The organism is Flavobacterium sp. (assembly GCF_043720215.1).
Lineage (GTDB): Bacteria > Bacteroidota > Bacteroidia > Flavobacteriales > Flavobacteriaceae > Flavobacterium.
The window spans coordinates 1-16127 of record NZ_JAYSSZ010000046.1; the positions used below are offsets into that span (position 1 = coordinate 1).

The window sequence follows — 16127 nt, forward strand, 5'->3', positions numbered from 1 at the left end:
GTAAAATGGGACAAAGAAGAAAGTAATTATGAAGCCAGTTTTAAGAATAATAAAGTAGATAACTCTATTTTATTCAATGCTAATGGAAAAATTATTGAAACTGAAATTGCAATTACAGTTAGTCAATTACCTAAAAAAGCGTTGCAATACTTAAATGCTAATTTTAAAAATCAAAAAGTAAAAGAAGCAGCTAAAATTATTACCGAAAAAGGAAATCTTATATACGAAGCCGAGATAAAAGGCAAAGATTTATTTTTTGATGAAAACGGTAATTTTATAACAAAAGACAAGGTTAGTTAGTTTTATTATTTAAGCATCTACACATAGCGTGTGGGTGCTTTTTTTATTTACAGATTACTATTAACTTTTTTTTAAAAATATTATTTACCAACTATTATGTTCAAAAAAACCAACTTATCAAGCAGATACTCTTTATTACTTTCTTTTGTAATATGGTTTCTTATTATCTCCCAAATAGTAAGAGTTATTTTTTTTATATGGCAATACGACGAAGTTTCGTTTAACATTATTACTGTTTTAGGAACAGTATTAACAGGATTGTTTTTCGACATTGGTACAATTAGTTTTATTGTATTTCCTGCCATTATTTATTACTTCATTTTTCCAAATAAATGGATTGGCTCTTGGGTTGATAAAATTTTTATATGGTTTTTCACAACATTAGTAATCTTTATACTCGTGTTTACCTTTTTTGCCGAAATTACTTTTTGGGACGAATTCAAAACCCGATTTAACTTCATTGCAGTAGATTATTTAATTTACACACACGAAGTTGTAAAAAATATTCAAGAATCGTATCCAATACCAGTATTAATAATTGGTGTTTCGGCTATTGTTTTTTTAGTATTATTGCTGTTTTATAAAAGAAATGCCTTCAAAAATACATTCTCACAAACCGCAACTTTAAAAGAAAAAAGTATTGTATTAGGAATTGGTTTAGTTTCTTGTTTGTTTTTTACAACATTTATAACAAACAATCACGCCGAATGGTCTTCTAATCGGTATAATGCCGAAATTTCAAAATCAGGAATTTATTCGTTTTTTTCTGCTTTCAGAAACAATCAAATGGTTTATAATGAGTTTTACACATCTGTAAACGACAAAGAAGCTTTCAATATCATTAGAAATAAATTAACAGACAATAACAGTAAATTTCAATCTAATAACTTATCTATTCACAGGACAATTTCTGATACTACAAATGCTACACCAAGTAAAAAAAATGTAGTTTTTATATTAGTAGAAAGCCTAAGTGCCAGTTTTATGAAAGAATTTGGCAACCAGCAAAACATAACACCGTTTTTAGATAGTTTAGCTCAAAAAAGTGTATTCTTCGATAACTTATATGCCACAGGAACAAGAACCGTTCGTGGTATGGAAGCAATGACACTTTGTATTCCGCCAACACCAGGACAAAGTATTGTGAAACGTCCAGAAAATCAAAACTTATTTACTGTATCAAATGTTTTTAAATCCAAAGGATATAATTCAAACTTTTTTTATGGTGGCGATGGATATTTTGATAATATGAACGCTTACTTTGGTGGAAATGGTTTTACAATTTATGATCGTGGACGCGGAAGTGTCTTGAGTGATAAAATTAAAACAACTCGAAATAATATCAACGACAACGAAGTAACTTTTGAAAACGCTTGGGGAATTTGTGATGAAGATATTTATTCTAAAATGCTAAATGTTGCCGATGAACATCATAAAAACAAAAAACCATTTTTTAATTTTGTAATGACAACTTCTAACCATCGACCTTTTACTTACCCTGACAATGCAATTGATATTCCATCAGGTAGTGGACGTGAAGGAGCAGTAAAATATACTGATTACGCTATAAAAAAAATGTTTCAAAAAGCAAAGAATAAACCTTGGTTTAAAAACACGGTTTTCATAATTATTGCCGACCATTGTGCGAGTAGTGCAGGTAAAGATGAAATTGATGTAGCCAATTATCACATTCCTGCTTTTATTGTCAATTTTCCACAAGAAACGAACCAAAAAGTATCAAAACAATGTTCTCAAATAGATGTTTTTCCAACATTTTTTTCAATGATGAATTGGACTTACGAAAGCAATTTCTTTGGCAAAAATGTATTTAATCCAAACTTTGAAGAACGAGCATTAGTTGGAACATACAGAAAATTAGTATTAATGAAAAAAGAAAAAGTAATGATTTTGTCTGACCAAAAAAGGCAATCTTTTTACTCTTGGAACAAAACAGATAATAGTTTAAAACCTTTGCCAATGGATAAATCATTTCTTAATGAAACAATTTCTTGGTATCAAACCGCCGACTATTTATTCACAAATAAATTATTGAAATAATGGTTTACATTCATTTTATAGTAAATCCTATTTCGGGAAATGGTAATCATAATATTGGCAAAACAGAATTAGAAAAATATTTTTCAAAGGAACAGTTTAAAATTGAAGTTGATTATTCTAATTATAAAAAACACGCAATTACGATCACTAAAAAAGCAATAGAAAACAATCCAAATTATATAGTAGCTTGTGGTGGAGACGGAACTATTAACGAAGTAGCATCTTGTTTGATAAATACAAAAATCAAATTAGGTATTATTCCAGTTGGTTCAGGCAATGGTTTAGCTTCAAATCTAAATATTCCAAAAGAGATAGAAAAAGCAACAGGAATTATCCGAAACGGAAATAGTCAAACAATTGATGTGGGACAAGTAAATGAACACTATTTTTTTAGTAATATGGGTATCGGTATCGATGCTCATATTATTAAAAAGTATGAAACCTATAAAAAAAGAACTTTAATAGCTTACATAAAAGCATCAGTAACATCAAGTTTTCAATTTAAACCCATTCAAACGATACTTGCTTTTAACAATCAAATTATAAATACAAATTCTTTTCTATTGTTCATTTCAAATTCTAACGAAATGGGATATGGAATGAGCTTAACACCTAAAGCAAGTTTACAAGATGGTTGGTTAGATTTAGTAGTTGTTTCAAAGTTAAACTTTATAAACAAGCTCATTTTAGGAATGTATGTACTCTCAAATAAAGTCGAGAAGTTCAAAAATGCACAGCATTCATTAATCCAAAAAATGAGTATTGAAATTCCAAACAAAATAAACACAGACATACAAATTGATGGAGAATATTACAATATAAAAACCAACAAAATTGATGTTTCGATAATAAAAAGCGGATTGGAAATAATAGTATAGTAATTTATTTTAACAAAAAGAATATGAAAAAAACAGCTTTCATTTTCATTTTTTTTGCCAATGTAATTAATGCACAAAAAAATGATATAGATAGTCTTAAAATTCAAACGCCGAATCAATATCTAAAGTTTAATTACAAACAATTAGTCATTCCAACAGTTTTAATTGGTTATGGAGTATTAGGTACTTCATATTTACTAATGTCAGCTTCTGTACTAAGTTTAAAATCAATTACAAAAGTAGAACGCCCAGACGGTTCCGCTTTCAACTCTTTCCCATCAGGACATACAGCTACAGCATTTGCAGGAGCAGAATTCCTTTGGCAAGAATACAAAGATATTTCCATTTGGTATGGTATTTCGGGATACATTATAGCTACTGGTACAGGAGCATTTAGAATTTATAATGACAAACACTGGCTAACCGATGTAGTCACAGGTGCTGGAATTGGAATTTTAAGTACAAAAATTGCCTATTGGATCAATCCATGGATACAAGAAAAAATATTCAAATCAAAAGAGAAAAAAACAACATCAATTATGGCTCCTTTTTATAACGGTAAACAATTAGGAATAGGATTTATCAAAACGTTTTAATATAAATCTAGTTGAAATAACAATTTTTCTTTATTTTTGCATCGATGAATGTATTCAATTTCATATTTTCAATCTATTTAGTAGCACTTTCGTGTTTGCCTTGTGCTGATATTGAAGTAAATAGTCTTGCACATTCTTCACCAGAAGCTGCTGCCAATCACGATAATCACTCACACGATAAAGAAAGTGATCTATGTTCACCTTTTTGTATTTGCAATTGTTGTGGACAGCAAATCTTAAATTTCAGTCAAGAAATAGCACCTCAGTTTAGAAAAATTGCAGTAGAAATCAACACTCAAATTCCTACCTACAAATCTATTTCTTACTCCAACTTCTACGGAAGTATTTGGCAACCACCTCAAATAGCATAATAATACCCGAGTAATTTCGGGTTAGAAAGTTGTGACCTTTTCACAAATAATAGCAAAAGAAATTTTGCTAAATTCTAATTCATTATACTATTTTCAATGTTAGACAAAATCATACAATTCAGTATCAAGAATAAGTTTATAATTCTTTTATTTACTTTAGTTCTTATAGCTTGGGGTAGCTATTCAATAAAACAATTACCGCTCGATGCACTACCAGATGTAACCAATAATCAAGTGCAAATATTAACTACTGCACCTACATTAGCAGCACAGGAAGTCGAGCAATTAATAACTTATCCCATTGAGCAATCAGTAAAAACAATACCAAAAGTCATAGAACTTCGTAGTTTTTCTCGTTTTGGTTTATCTGTTGTTACTGTTGTTTTCGAAGATGAAGCAGATATATATTGGGCACGAGAACAAGTTTTTCAACGACTAAAACAAGCCGAAGAAAACATTCCTAAATACATAGGTTCACCCGAACTTGCACCTATCACAACCGGACTTGGCGAAATATACCAATATGATGTATATGCAAAAAAAGGATATGAAGATAAATATTCAGTAACCGATTTACGAACAATTCAAGATTGGATTGTTGCACCACAATTACAAGGTATAAAAGGCGTTGCCGAAGTAAGCACTTGGGGAGGAAGTTTAAAACAATATGAAATTTCGGTAAATCCTAATCAATTAAATAGTGCTGGTGTTACCATAACTGAAATTTTTGATGCTCTCGAAAAGAATAACCAAAATACAGGTGGTGCTTATATCGAAAAAGACCAATATGCCTTTTTTATTCGTGGCGTAGGTATGGCAACAGGCATAAAAGATTTAGAAAATGTAGTAGTCAAAAACAGAAATAGTTCACCAGTTTTAGTTCGTGATGTAGCAACAGTTCAATTAGGAACTGCTTTGCGTTTTGGCGCAACTACCAAAGATGGTAATGGCGAAATTGTAGGCGGATTAGCACTAATGCTAAAAGGAGAAAACTCCAGCGCAGTTGTAGATAGGGTAAAAGAAAAAATGATACAAATCAATAAAACTTTACCCGAAGGTGTTGTTGCCGAAGCATTTATTGACAGAGGTAAATTAGTAGATAGTGCCATCGGAACGGTTACTAAAAACTTATTAGAAGGTGCATTAATTGTAATTTTTGTATTGATACTATTTCTTGGAAATTTAAGAGCCGGATTAATAGTAGCGTCTGTTATTCCACTATCAATGCTGTTTGCAGTAATCTTAATGAATTATTTTGGAGTAAGTGGAAACTTAATGAGTTTAGGCGCAATCGATTTTGGAATTATTGTCGATGGAGCTGTAATCATAGTCGAAGCCACAATGCACCATTTACAAAAACTCAAACGACAAAAAGATTTAACACAGTCAGAAATGGATAGCGAGGTATATAAATCTGCTTCAAAAATCCGAAACAGTGCCGCTTTTGGAGAAATAATAATCTTAATCGTATACCTGCCAATATTAGCGTTAGTAGGAACAGAAGGTAAAATGTTCAAACCAATGGCAATGACAGTTGGCTTCGCAGTTGTTGGAGCATTCATTTTGTCATTAACTTATGTACCTATGATGAGTGCAATGTTCTTATCAAAAAACACCGAATACAAAACTAATTTTAGTGATAAAATGATGGCGTGGTTTGAGAAAATCTACACACCATTTTTAGATAAAGCGTTACGATTTAAAAAAGCAGTCTTAGTAATCTCAATGGCTCTATTTGTTTTTGCAGTTATTGTTTTTCAAAATATGGGAGGCGAATTTATTCCAACTATTGAAGAAGGAGATTTGGCTATTAATGCAACCATTATGACAGGAAGTTCGCTTTCGCAAATGGTAAAAACAACAACTCAATATGAAAAATTACTCAAAGCAAAATTCCCGGAAATAAAAACAATTGTAACCAAAATTGGAAGCGGAGAAATCCCAACTGACCCAATGCCAATAGAAAGTGGCGATTTAATTATTGTTTTAAAAGACAAATCCGAATGGACATCTGCCGACAATTGGGAAGATTTAGCCAATTTGATGAAAGAGGAAATGGAAAAAATTCCTGGTGCAGCAATCGAAATTTCACAACCTATTCAAATGCGTTTCAATGAGTTAATGACAGGAAGTAGAAGTGATATTGCCATTAAAATTTTTGGTGATGATTTAGAAGTGTTAGACAATAAAGCCAAAGAACTAATCGGAAAAATTAATAAAATTGAAGGTATTGGCGATTTAAAAGCCGATAAAGTATCAGGTTTGCCACAAATTACAATTAAATATGATTACAACAAAATTGCATTGTATGGATTAAATATTTCCGACATCAACAAAATAATTCGTTCCTCTTTTGCAGGAGAAAGTGCAGGTAAAATCTACGAAGAAAGCAAACGTTTTGATGTTGTAGTCAGAATGAGTGCAGCCAATCGCAGCGATATTACAGATGTTTCTAACCTTTTTATTCCATTACCAAATGGGCAACAAGTGCCATTATCACAAGTAGCATCTATCAATTACGAACAAGGCCCAGTACAAGTTTCTCGTGAAGATGGAAAACGCAGAATTACCGTAGGTTTAAATGTGCGTGGTCGTGATGTAAAAAGTGTGGTCGAAGAAATCCAACAAAAATTAGACAAAGATTTCAAACTTCCAGCTGGATATTATATTACTTATGGTGGACAATTTGAAAACCTAATTGAAGCTAATAAAAGGTTGTCTGTTGCTTTACCAATTGCTTTAGGGCTAATAATGGTCTTGCTATTTTTCACATTCAATAGTACCAAACAAGCATTATTAATTTTTACTGCAATTCCATTATCGGCAATTGGCGGTGTTTTCGCATTGTGGTTACGAGGAATGCCATTTAGTATATCGGCAGGAATTGGTTTTATTGCTTTGTTTGGAATAGCAGTTTTAAACGGAATTGTACTAATATCCTATTTCAATCAACTAAAATCCGAAGGAATAAGCGACCCATTACAACGCGTTTTAATTGGAACAAAAACAAGGTTAAGACCAGTATTAATGACTGCTGCGGTTGCTTCATTAGGATTTTTGCCAATGGCATTATCAACAAGTGGCGGTGCAGAGGTTCAAAAACCATTAGCAACGGTAGTTATTGGTGGATTATTTTCGGCAACATTACTAACCTTAATCGTTTTACCAATTTTGTATTTATTATTTGAAAAGGGAATTAAAAGAAGAAAAAAAATGTCAAACCCAATTGTAACAGTAATCGTTTTATTAATCAGTACTTTTTCATTTGCTCAAAACGGTCAAACAATAACATTAGAAAAAGCTATTGAAAAAGCGAAAGCAAACAACATCGACTTAAAAATTGCGGATAAGGAAATTGAAAAACAAACTGTATTAAAGAAAACGGCATTTCAAGTAGATCCTTTGCAAGTGCAATACCAAGGCGGACAATTTAATAGTGTTAGTTATGACCATAACGTTTCTATTCAACAATACTTTCCAATTGGTAAAATCACAAAAGCCAACAGACAATTACAAGAAGAACTGGTAAAATTAGCTGAAAAACGAAAAGCATTAACAGAATATGAAATTGAAAAAGCAGTGTCATTAGCCTATTATCAATATTTATATGGTGTTTCTATTCAAAAGTTAAATAATGAGCTGTTCGATATTTATGCTAAATTCCTTAAAAATGCAGAGCTTCGTTTTCAAACAGGAGAAAGTGGCAATATCGAAGTCATTAGTGCTAAAGCCAAATCGAAAGAAATCGAAACGCAAAAAGTACAGTTAGAATATGATTTGGTGGTGTATCAAAAGCAATTGCAATACTTTATTCAAACAGATGAAAATATAGTGCCTGATGCTTCAACACCTTTGCAATATGCTAATCCAACAACGAGTAATGATGATAAGATACAAGGATTGGTAAACGATTATTATACACAGCAAATTTCAGTATATCAAAAGGAGGCAAATACGTTCAAAGCAATGCGAACACCAAAATTAGGATTGGGTTATTTCGGACAAACCATAGATGCCAAATCCTATTTTCAAGGTTTTACAGCAGGATTACAAATTCCTTTATTTGGTGGAGCTAACACCGCTAAAGCCAAAGCATCACAAATTAGTATGTCGCAATCGCAGTTAGAATTAGATAAAAGTAAACTGACTTTAAAATTGCAAAAAGAAGAATTACAAAATGAGTTCGAAAAACAGAAAAAAGCGTTATTGTATTATCAAAACGAAGGCTTACAATATGCTGAACAAATTATTACCACGGCTCAAAAAAGTTATGCCAATGGCGATATGAGTTACTGGTCATACATTAGTTTTTTAAACCAAGCTATTGACATTAAAAAGCAAAATGCAGAAGCCGTTAATACTTACAATCAAAGTGCCATTCAATTGCAATTCCCATCTTTCAACAACAATTAATATTCTATAATATGAAAAATATATTTTTAAAACCAAATTATAAACTAGGTTCATTCTTCAGCCTCTTTATTCTATTTTCTTTTCTCTTTACTCTAAATTCTTGTGGAGAAAAGAAAACCGAAGAAACCAACGAAGAAGAAAAGTCAGAAACCGAAGTAGCACTAACAGAAGCACAATTCAAAACTATTGGTGTCGAAACTGGTAGCATCGAAATGAAAAACCTGAATACCGTAATCAAAGCCAATGGTTATACAGCAGTTCCGCCACAAAATATGGCTAATATTTCTACCTTAATTGGTGGCGTTGTAAAAGATATTTATGTATTAGAAGGGACATTTGTTTCAAAAGGAAAAACATTGGCAACCATTCAAAACCTCGAAGTTACAGAAATGCAGGAAGATTACAATTCCGCTATTGCTAACATTGAATACTTGCAATTGGAATACAACCGTCAAAAAACATTAAGTGACGAAAATGTAAATCCACGTAAGACATTTCAAGAAGTAAAATCAAAATTAGCAGTAGAGAGAGCCAAAGCACAAGCTGCAAAAAACAAGCTGCAAGCGTTAAATGTTAGTTTAAGCGGTAGCACTTCGTTAATTCCAATTGTTTCGCCAATAAGCGGCTATGTGGGTAAAATTAGTATAACCAAAGGCGCATTTGCAGAAACAGGATTGACACTTTTTGAAGTAGTAGACAATAGCCAAATGCACTTGGATTTGAATGTTTTTGAAAAAGATTTAGGTAAAATTTCAGTGGGTCAGGAAGTTGATTTTGTATTGACTAATCAATCCAACAAATCTATTAAAGGAAAAATATTCGGTATAAATAAATCATTTTCAAACGAAAGCAAAACCGTTGCCGTTCACGCCAAAATAAATCCAAGTGATGCCAAAGATTTAATTTCGGGAATGTATGTTGCGGCTAATATCAACATCACAAACCAAACAGTTCAAGCACTTCCAAAAGAGGCGGTTGTTAGAAACGGAGACAAATATTACATTTACATTCAAGAAGAACACCAAGAAGAAGCACCAAAAGTAAAAGAAGAAGAGCATCAACATAAAGAAGGTGAAGCACATACTGAACACGCCGAAGGAGAAGAAGAAGGACACAATGAAGTTCACTTCAAAGCAATCGAAGTGGTTCCTGGAACTACCGATTTAGGTTATACCGAAATAAAATTAGTCGAAGAAATTCCTGCCGATGCTAAAATAGTTATAAAAGGTGCTTTCTATTTATTAGCAACTTCAAAAGGTGGCGGTGCACACGAACACTAACCAACACTTTTAAGTTATGAAAATGAACATAGTAATGCCAAGTAATCTAATTCCTTTTTATAAAAAAGAGTTAAAAGCGGTTAAGGATAATTTACAGGCAGATAACTTAAATATGGCTTGGTATCATTTAGAAAGAGCACATATTATTGCACAAAAATATCCTTACGAACATACGTTTGTACATTGTAAAATGTTACAATTTGGAATAAAAATAAAAAGCACCAAAGAAGTTGTAGGACAGATACCAAGATTGTTAGTTGGTGGAGTAAAATCATTTGTTGGTCATATTCCAGTAGGTAATACAGGTGGTGCAAACGTACCACCTTTAAAAAAGATGGAAATACCTGAGGACATAAAAAAAATATTATAATTAATTATGGAAAAATGGAAAGTTTTTGCAATTGTTTCAATGCTATTTGCAGGATTAACATCTGTAATTGCTAAGTATGGTATGAAAAATCTCAGTAGTGATGTTGCTTTGAGTATTCGAACAATAGTGGTATTTTTTATAATTGTTTTAAACGCATTAGTTTTTAATGATGTTTTACAGCAATTGAAAACCGCACCCAAAAGCAATCTTATTTTTTTAGCCATTTCGGGAGTTACAACTTCGTTAAGTTGGATTTTTTACTACAAAGCTATAAAAATTGGCAATGTTAGTGAAGTAGCTTTAATCGATAAAGTAAGTATAGTAATCACTCTCCTCTTGTCGTTTATAATTTTAAAAGAACCAATTACTTCAAAGCTAATACTAGGATCAATATTCATTTTAATAGGAATGATGATAATAATTTGGAAATAAAAAATCTAAAAGAATATTGCAAATAAGTTAATGTTATAAATTAAATAGAACACTTTTTGATTATGGATAGTTTAACACAAGCAGCATTAGGTGGAGCAATTGGAGAATTGCTCCTTGGTAAAAAGATGGGTAAAAGAGGTGCAATCGTAGGTGTGATAATCGCTACCATTCCAGACCTTGATATAATACTTATTCCGTTTTGCAATGATTTACAAAGAATAACAGTACACCGTGCTTACAGCCATTCAATCGTATTTTCAATTATTGGGGCAATTATTATTTCATTTATTCTATCTAAAATAAAGTCATTTAAAGAAATTTCATTTATCCGATTGTATATTTTTAGTTGGTTAGCGTTATTTACCCATATGTTGCTTGATGCTTTTACAACATATGGTACTCAACTTTTTTTACCTTTTTCTGATTACAGAGTTGGTTTCGACAGTATTAATATTGTAGATCCATTTTATACTTTACCACTGCTTGTAGGACTTTTAATTACTCTATATAGTAAAAATCAAAACAAAAGTAGAATTAACAAGATTGGATTATTAGTAAGTACCTTCTACTTGATGTTTACTTTAGGAATAAAGCAATTTGTAAATGGGAAATTTGAAACGGCACTCAAAAAACAAAAAATAGAACAATTTGATTTGCTTTCTGTGCCTGTAAACATTGGTAGTGTGAATTGGTATGGTGTAGCAAAAACAAAAGATAGTATATATCTTGGGAAATATTCTTTTCTAAAAACTCAAAGTCCTATTCATTATGAAAGTTTTCCAGTAAATGATACACTGCTAAATATACTTGACCCTAATCTTGCTGATCGACTTATATGGTTTTCAAAAGGATTTTATACTGTAGTTAAAGATAAGGATAAAATTAGGTTATACAGTTTACAAGTTGATATGAGAGGAATTAAACAAATAGGTAAATACAAGGCTCCAACAGTAGGATTTTTTGAAATTACTTCAAATCCAGATAAAAGTTACAAACTACAATACAAAGAACATTAAATAAAAAAAAATGGAGCATACTCACAAATACGATGAACGAGGTAAACAGCTTTGTTGCACACTCGAAGAGAAAATAAACAAAAAAACAGAAAATCATTCTGATGATGACGGACACGACCATTCCAACGCAGAAAAATCTACATTTCAAATGTTCCTGCCAGCAATCATAAGTTTTGTTTTATTGATGGTAGCTATTATTTTTGATAATTATATTACCCAATTTTGGTTTACAGGTTACATTCGAATTGGATGGTATATTGTGGCTTATATACCAGTTGGTTTTCCAGTAGTTAAAGAAGCGTTTGAAAGTATTCTAAAAAGAGAAATATTTTCAGAATTTCTGTTAATGTCTATTGCAACCATTGGAGCCTTTTCTATTGGCGAATTTCCTGAAGGTGTTGCCGTAATGCTATTTTATGCCATTGGAGAAATTTTCCAAACATTGGCAGTACAACGAGCAAAAGCTAACATAAAATCCCTGTTAGACCAACGACCAGATGAAGTTACAATTTTAGAAAATAATGTAGCAAAAACAATCAAAGCTTCAACAGCAAAAATTGGCGATATTATCCAACTCAAAGCAGGAGAAAAATTAGGTTTAGATGGCGAATTAATTTCAGATACGGCTTCGTTCAATACTTCGGCACTCACAGGCGAAAGTAAACCCGACACCAAAGCAAAAGGCGAAACCGTTTTAGCAGGAATGATAAATCTAAATTCGGTTTGTCAAATAAAAGTTACTGTTGCTTACACCGATAGCAAACTATCTAAAATTCTCGAAATGGTGCAAGATGCCACCGCCAAAAAAGCACCAACCGAATTATTCATCCGAAAGTTTGCCAAAATTTATACACCAATAGTTGTGCTTTTAGCCATCTTAATTTGTGTTATACCAATGCTTTTTGTAGATAATTATGTTTTTAGAGATTGGTTATACAGAGCATTAGTATTTTTGGTTATTTCGTGTCCGTGTGCATTAGTTATCAGTATTCCATTAGGTTATTTTGGCGGAATTGGTTCAGCCAGTAAAAACGGAATACTATTCAAAGGAAGTAATTTTCTTGATGTTATGGCAACCATTCAAAACGTAGTAATGGACAAAACAGGCACAATGACCGAAGGCGTTTTTAAAGTACAAGAAGTTGTTTTTAATCCCAATTTCAACAAAGAGGAAATCCTGCAAATGGTCAACGCTTTAGAAAGTCAAAGTACACATCCAGTTGCAACAGCCATTCATCAATATGTCGGAAAAATTGATAGTACAATAGTTTTAAAAGATGTCGAAGAAATATCAGGACACGGTTTAAAAGCTAATGTAAACGGAAAAGAATTGTTAGTTGGAAATTTCAAACTAATGGATAAATTCTCAATTGCTTATGATATTGATCCAAAAGGTATCGTTTACACTTTAATTTCTACTGCTTATGATAAAAAATTCGTGGGCTATTTAACCATTGCAGACAGCATTAAAGAAGATGCACAAATAACAATCGACAAACTAAAAGCATTAGGAATAAAAACCACAATGTTAAGTGGCGATAAAGATACGGTAGTACAATTTGTGGCTCAAAAACTCGGAATTACAAATGCCTTTGGCGATTTATTGCCCGAAGACAAAGTAAACAAAGTCAAAGAAATCATTGCCAAAAATGAAACCGTTTGTTTTGTAGGCGATGGCGTAAACGATGCACCAGTAGTGGCATTAAGCAACGTTGGTATAGCAATGGGCGGTTTAGGAAGCGATGCAACTATAGAAACTGCCGATGTGGTTATTCAAGACGATATGCCTTCAAAAATTCCAATGGCTATAAACATTGGTAAACAAACCAAAAAAATTGTTTGGCAAAATATCACTTTAGCATTTGTAGTAAAAGCAATAGTTTTAATACTTGGTGCAGGAGGTTTAGCCACAATGTGGGAAGCCGTTTTTGCCGATGTTGGCGTAGCATTATTAGCCATTTTAAATGCAGTAAGAATACAGAAAATGAAATTTTAGAGTTAGTTATTAAATCCAGAATAGATGTTTGTTGTAAATGGCAAACATCTTTTTTTTTAATAAGCCATTATCTCATTCAGCTGCACAAAACTTTCATTTAGTCCAAGTATTCCTAAACTCAAGTCTTTGTTTGCTTCATTTCACTAATTACTATTTCAATAGCGAGAATATCTTTTTTTATTCTGTGGTAAAAAGGAAGTTTTGCATTTCAAAAAGCACTCCTTTGCCAACGCTCCAAAAAAAATTACTGGCACAGTTTTTATCAAAAACACGTACGCTTCGCAACTTGCGCCAGTAATTTTTTTCCCCAAGCTGTGTTACATAATTGAGTATTATAGTTCATCACAAAGCGTTTTTATTGTTTTTTTGGTTTTTGCAATGAAGCTATAATATCATTTATGTAAAACAGCCGCTCCTGCCAACGCGCTTGCCAGTGGCTCCAGGACAACATTTTTTGCAGCTCCCATCGCATCACCCAGCTACAAAAAACACCGTCCTTCGCCACTGTCTTCAACAACGTTCGTCATTTCATCAGAAACTTTACGGTTATAATTGCTTTCAAGAACGTTCACGGTAACTGTTTTTAGCAACTTTACGCATAAATCGGTAGTATTTGCATTGCTTTTGTAAGTGTTGTAAATCGCTTATCAACTCCATTTCTAACATTCACAATTTAAGAATAAGCAATTTACAACACCCACAAAACCAAGAAAGAGCCAGTAAGAGTATCTTTTTTTATTTGCCAGAAACACAAGATAAATTGATTTTCCATCAACTTGATACCTAACGTTTTCAGAGGATTATTTACTTTAAAAATAAATCCTAACTTTTTAAGAAATATTGGCATCAAGCCGATGGTGAAATCAATCAGAAACATCTCGTTAAGCAAATAAAAAAAGACACACTTACCTGCGCTACTGCCTCATCGCACTAGGAAAAAGTAGTTGAATTGTTTTTGTAAGTGTAATAAATTGCTTTACAACTTTACTTCTAAAATTCACAATTCCGATAAAGCAATTTATCACACCCACAAAATCAAACCGTAAGAAAGAGTATTAAATTTTAAAGCAGAAAAATAATTGGTATCGATTTAATATTCCTTTTTCCTGCTTTAAAATTCAATACCCTTTCCGAAGAACATCAGTTATTGTATCAACCTTTTTTGGTTCCGTCTTCATCAAGAACATCTCGTTCGAAAGGAAAATAAAAAAATAAATAAAAGAAAGTAAAGGTAAGTTCCGGTTTCAAGAAAAAAAAGTTCAAGCCCTACGGGTTTTAGAAAAAATCTCCACCCTTACCGTTTCGCAACAACATTCACTTCCGATTTCACGCCCACATTTCCGAAGATGTATCGGGTAGTATTTTTTCTAAAAAACTTGTTTTTCTTGAAACCTCCACTTGAAGTACGACTTTCTTTTTTTCCTTTTTTTCTTTTAAAAATTTTATGTGTGGCTTGTGGTAGCAAGGCACATCATCTTAAAACGGAACGTATGATGAATTTTATAATCAAAACCCATCGAATGGGTACAATTTACACAAAACCCCATTTATTTGTACTTAACAAAGGGATGAACAGCGGTAAGCCACAAAAAGAGCCGTTTACTAATAGCTTTGCAGTCATTTTTCAAAACGAAGAAGATTGCGAAAGCCTATTTTTCATTGCTTTTAGTTTATGGAAAACTAATTTTTGGCATCAACATTTAGTGGGTTCAGTCATTCCATTTTTACGCCTTCCAGATTTCAAAAAAGAATTTAGTCCAAAAGCCAGTTTGATGATGGTTGAACACGAAGAACATCAAAAAAATGTTGCAGCTTTAAAACTTTTAGAACAAAAAGAAAAACAATTTCACGAAAATATTAACCTTATCAGCGATTTACGCAGAGCCATTGTGTACCGTTATTGTCGAAAATAAAATTCCATTTTTTCGATTGTAAGCACCTTATTCACAAGCAAAGTAATACATAAGTGCAATATGATTGCGCCACTTAAATAAAGCGATGAAAAGCAAAGCAATCAGTGTTATTTCACTACCAAAAACAAAAAAAGCTCCGAATTTCGGAGCTTACAAGGTGGTTTTTAGTCAAATTCAAGGGTTAGTTTTCGGTTCTTCTTCCGATTTTACAGCAGTTTGAGAAACCACCGAAATAATACTTCCACCAAGAACCAAGTAACCAGCTGCCGAAACCAGTCCAACAGGTAAGGCAATAGGCGAAGCAATTATAATTCCACCAACAGAAGCCAAAGCAATTCCGACAGTGCGTAGAATTTTAAACCATTTTGGAGTTGGTGCCAAGGTTCTGTCTACTAAATTCAAATTGTTATTTTTCATAATCTTGATTTTTTAAAATTGTTAGTTCAATATTATTTACTCTTTTTTCTAAATATTCTACTTTCTGATTAAGTAAATCATTACCAC

At 32.2% G+C, this 16127-nt stretch carries 13 protein-coding genes; 12 read left to right on the top strand and 1 reads right to left on the bottom strand.

Going from position 1 to position 16127, the window contains the following annotated elements; all coding sequences use genetic code 11:
• The 12 genes from ACHZC3_RS01945 to ACHZC3_RS02000 all read left to right on the top strand — a co-directional run.
• Window positions 1-300: PepSY-like domain-containing protein (locus ACHZC3_RS01945; protein WP_394758192.1), on the top strand; the 300-nt coding region annotated here is incomplete at its 5' end.
• Between the two features lie 96 nt (window positions 301-396).
• Window positions 397-2358 carry an LTA synthase family protein gene (locus tag ACHZC3_RS01950; protein ID WP_394758193.1) on the top strand — a complete coding sequence of 654 codons (1962 nt, stop codon included), beginning with the start codon at window positions 397-399 and terminating at the stop codon, window positions 2356-2358.
• A complete protein-coding gene (locus tag ACHZC3_RS01955; RefSeq protein ID WP_394758194.1) occupies window positions 2358-3236 on the top strand; it encodes a diacylglycerol/lipid kinase family protein in 879 nt (292 codons plus the stop codon). The genes ACHZC3_RS01950 and ACHZC3_RS01955 overlap by 1 nt, the downstream gene beginning before the upstream one ends.
• Window positions 3237-3259: 23 nt before the next feature.
• Window positions 3260-3832, top strand: coding sequence for a phosphatase PAP2 family protein (locus ACHZC3_RS01960; RefSeq protein WP_394758195.1), 573 nt, complete (start codon window positions 3260-3262; stop codon window positions 3830-3832).
• A 44-nt stretch (window positions 3833-3876) separates the two neighbouring features.
• Window positions 3877-4203, top strand: a complete 327-nt coding sequence (locus tag ACHZC3_RS01965) for a DUF6660 family protein (protein WP_394758196.1) — start codon at window positions 3877-3879, stop codon at window positions 4201-4203.
• 96 nt (window positions 4204-4299) lie between these two features.
• The gene (locus tag ACHZC3_RS01970; protein ID WP_394758197.1) at window positions 4300-8616 is read left to right on the top strand and encodes a CusA/CzcA family heavy metal efflux RND transporter; all 4317 of its coding nucleotides are present in this window, start codon (window positions 4300-4302) and stop codon (window positions 8614-8616) included.
• Window positions 8617-8627: 11 nt separating this feature from the next.
• Window positions 8628-9896, top strand: a complete 1269-nt coding sequence (locus ACHZC3_RS01975; protein WP_394758198.1) for an efflux RND transporter periplasmic adaptor subunit — start codon at window positions 8628-8630, stop codon at window positions 9894-9896.
• A 16-nt stretch (window positions 9897-9912) separates the two neighbouring features.
• A complete protein-coding gene (locus ACHZC3_RS01980) occupies window positions 9913-10266 on the top strand; it encodes a DUF3703 domain-containing protein (RefSeq protein ID WP_394758199.1) in 354 nt (117 codons plus the stop codon).
• 6 nt (window positions 10267-10272) lie between these two features.
• Window positions 10273-10698, top strand: coding sequence for an EamA family transporter (locus ACHZC3_RS01985; protein WP_394758200.1), 426 nt, complete (start codon window positions 10273-10275; stop codon window positions 10696-10698).
• A 62-nt stretch (window positions 10699-10760) separates the two neighbouring features.
• Entirely contained in the window at window positions 10761-11714 is a 954-nt protein-coding gene (locus tag ACHZC3_RS01990; protein ID WP_394758201.1) for a metal-dependent hydrolase, read from the top strand.
• Between the two features lie 10 nt (window positions 11715-11724).
• Complete coding sequence (locus tag ACHZC3_RS01995; protein WP_394758202.1) at window positions 11725-13710, top strand: heavy metal translocating P-type ATPase; 1986 nt, start codon at window positions 11725-11727, stop codon at window positions 13708-13710.
• A 1520-nt stretch (window positions 13711-15230) separates the two neighbouring features.
• Window positions 15231-15623, top strand: coding sequence for a DUF6943 family protein (locus ACHZC3_RS02000; protein ID WP_394758203.1), 393 nt, complete (start codon window positions 15231-15233; stop codon window positions 15621-15623).
• Between the two features lie 174 nt (window positions 15624-15797).
• Here ACHZC3_RS02000 and ACHZC3_RS02005 read toward each other — a convergent pair whose 3' ends face one another.
• Window positions 15798-16040: a hypothetical protein gene (locus ACHZC3_RS02005; protein WP_394758204.1), complete on the bottom strand. Its 243-nt coding sequence runs from the start codon at window positions 16038-16040 to the stop codon at window positions 15798-15800.
• Window positions 16041-16127: the final 87 nt, after the last annotated feature.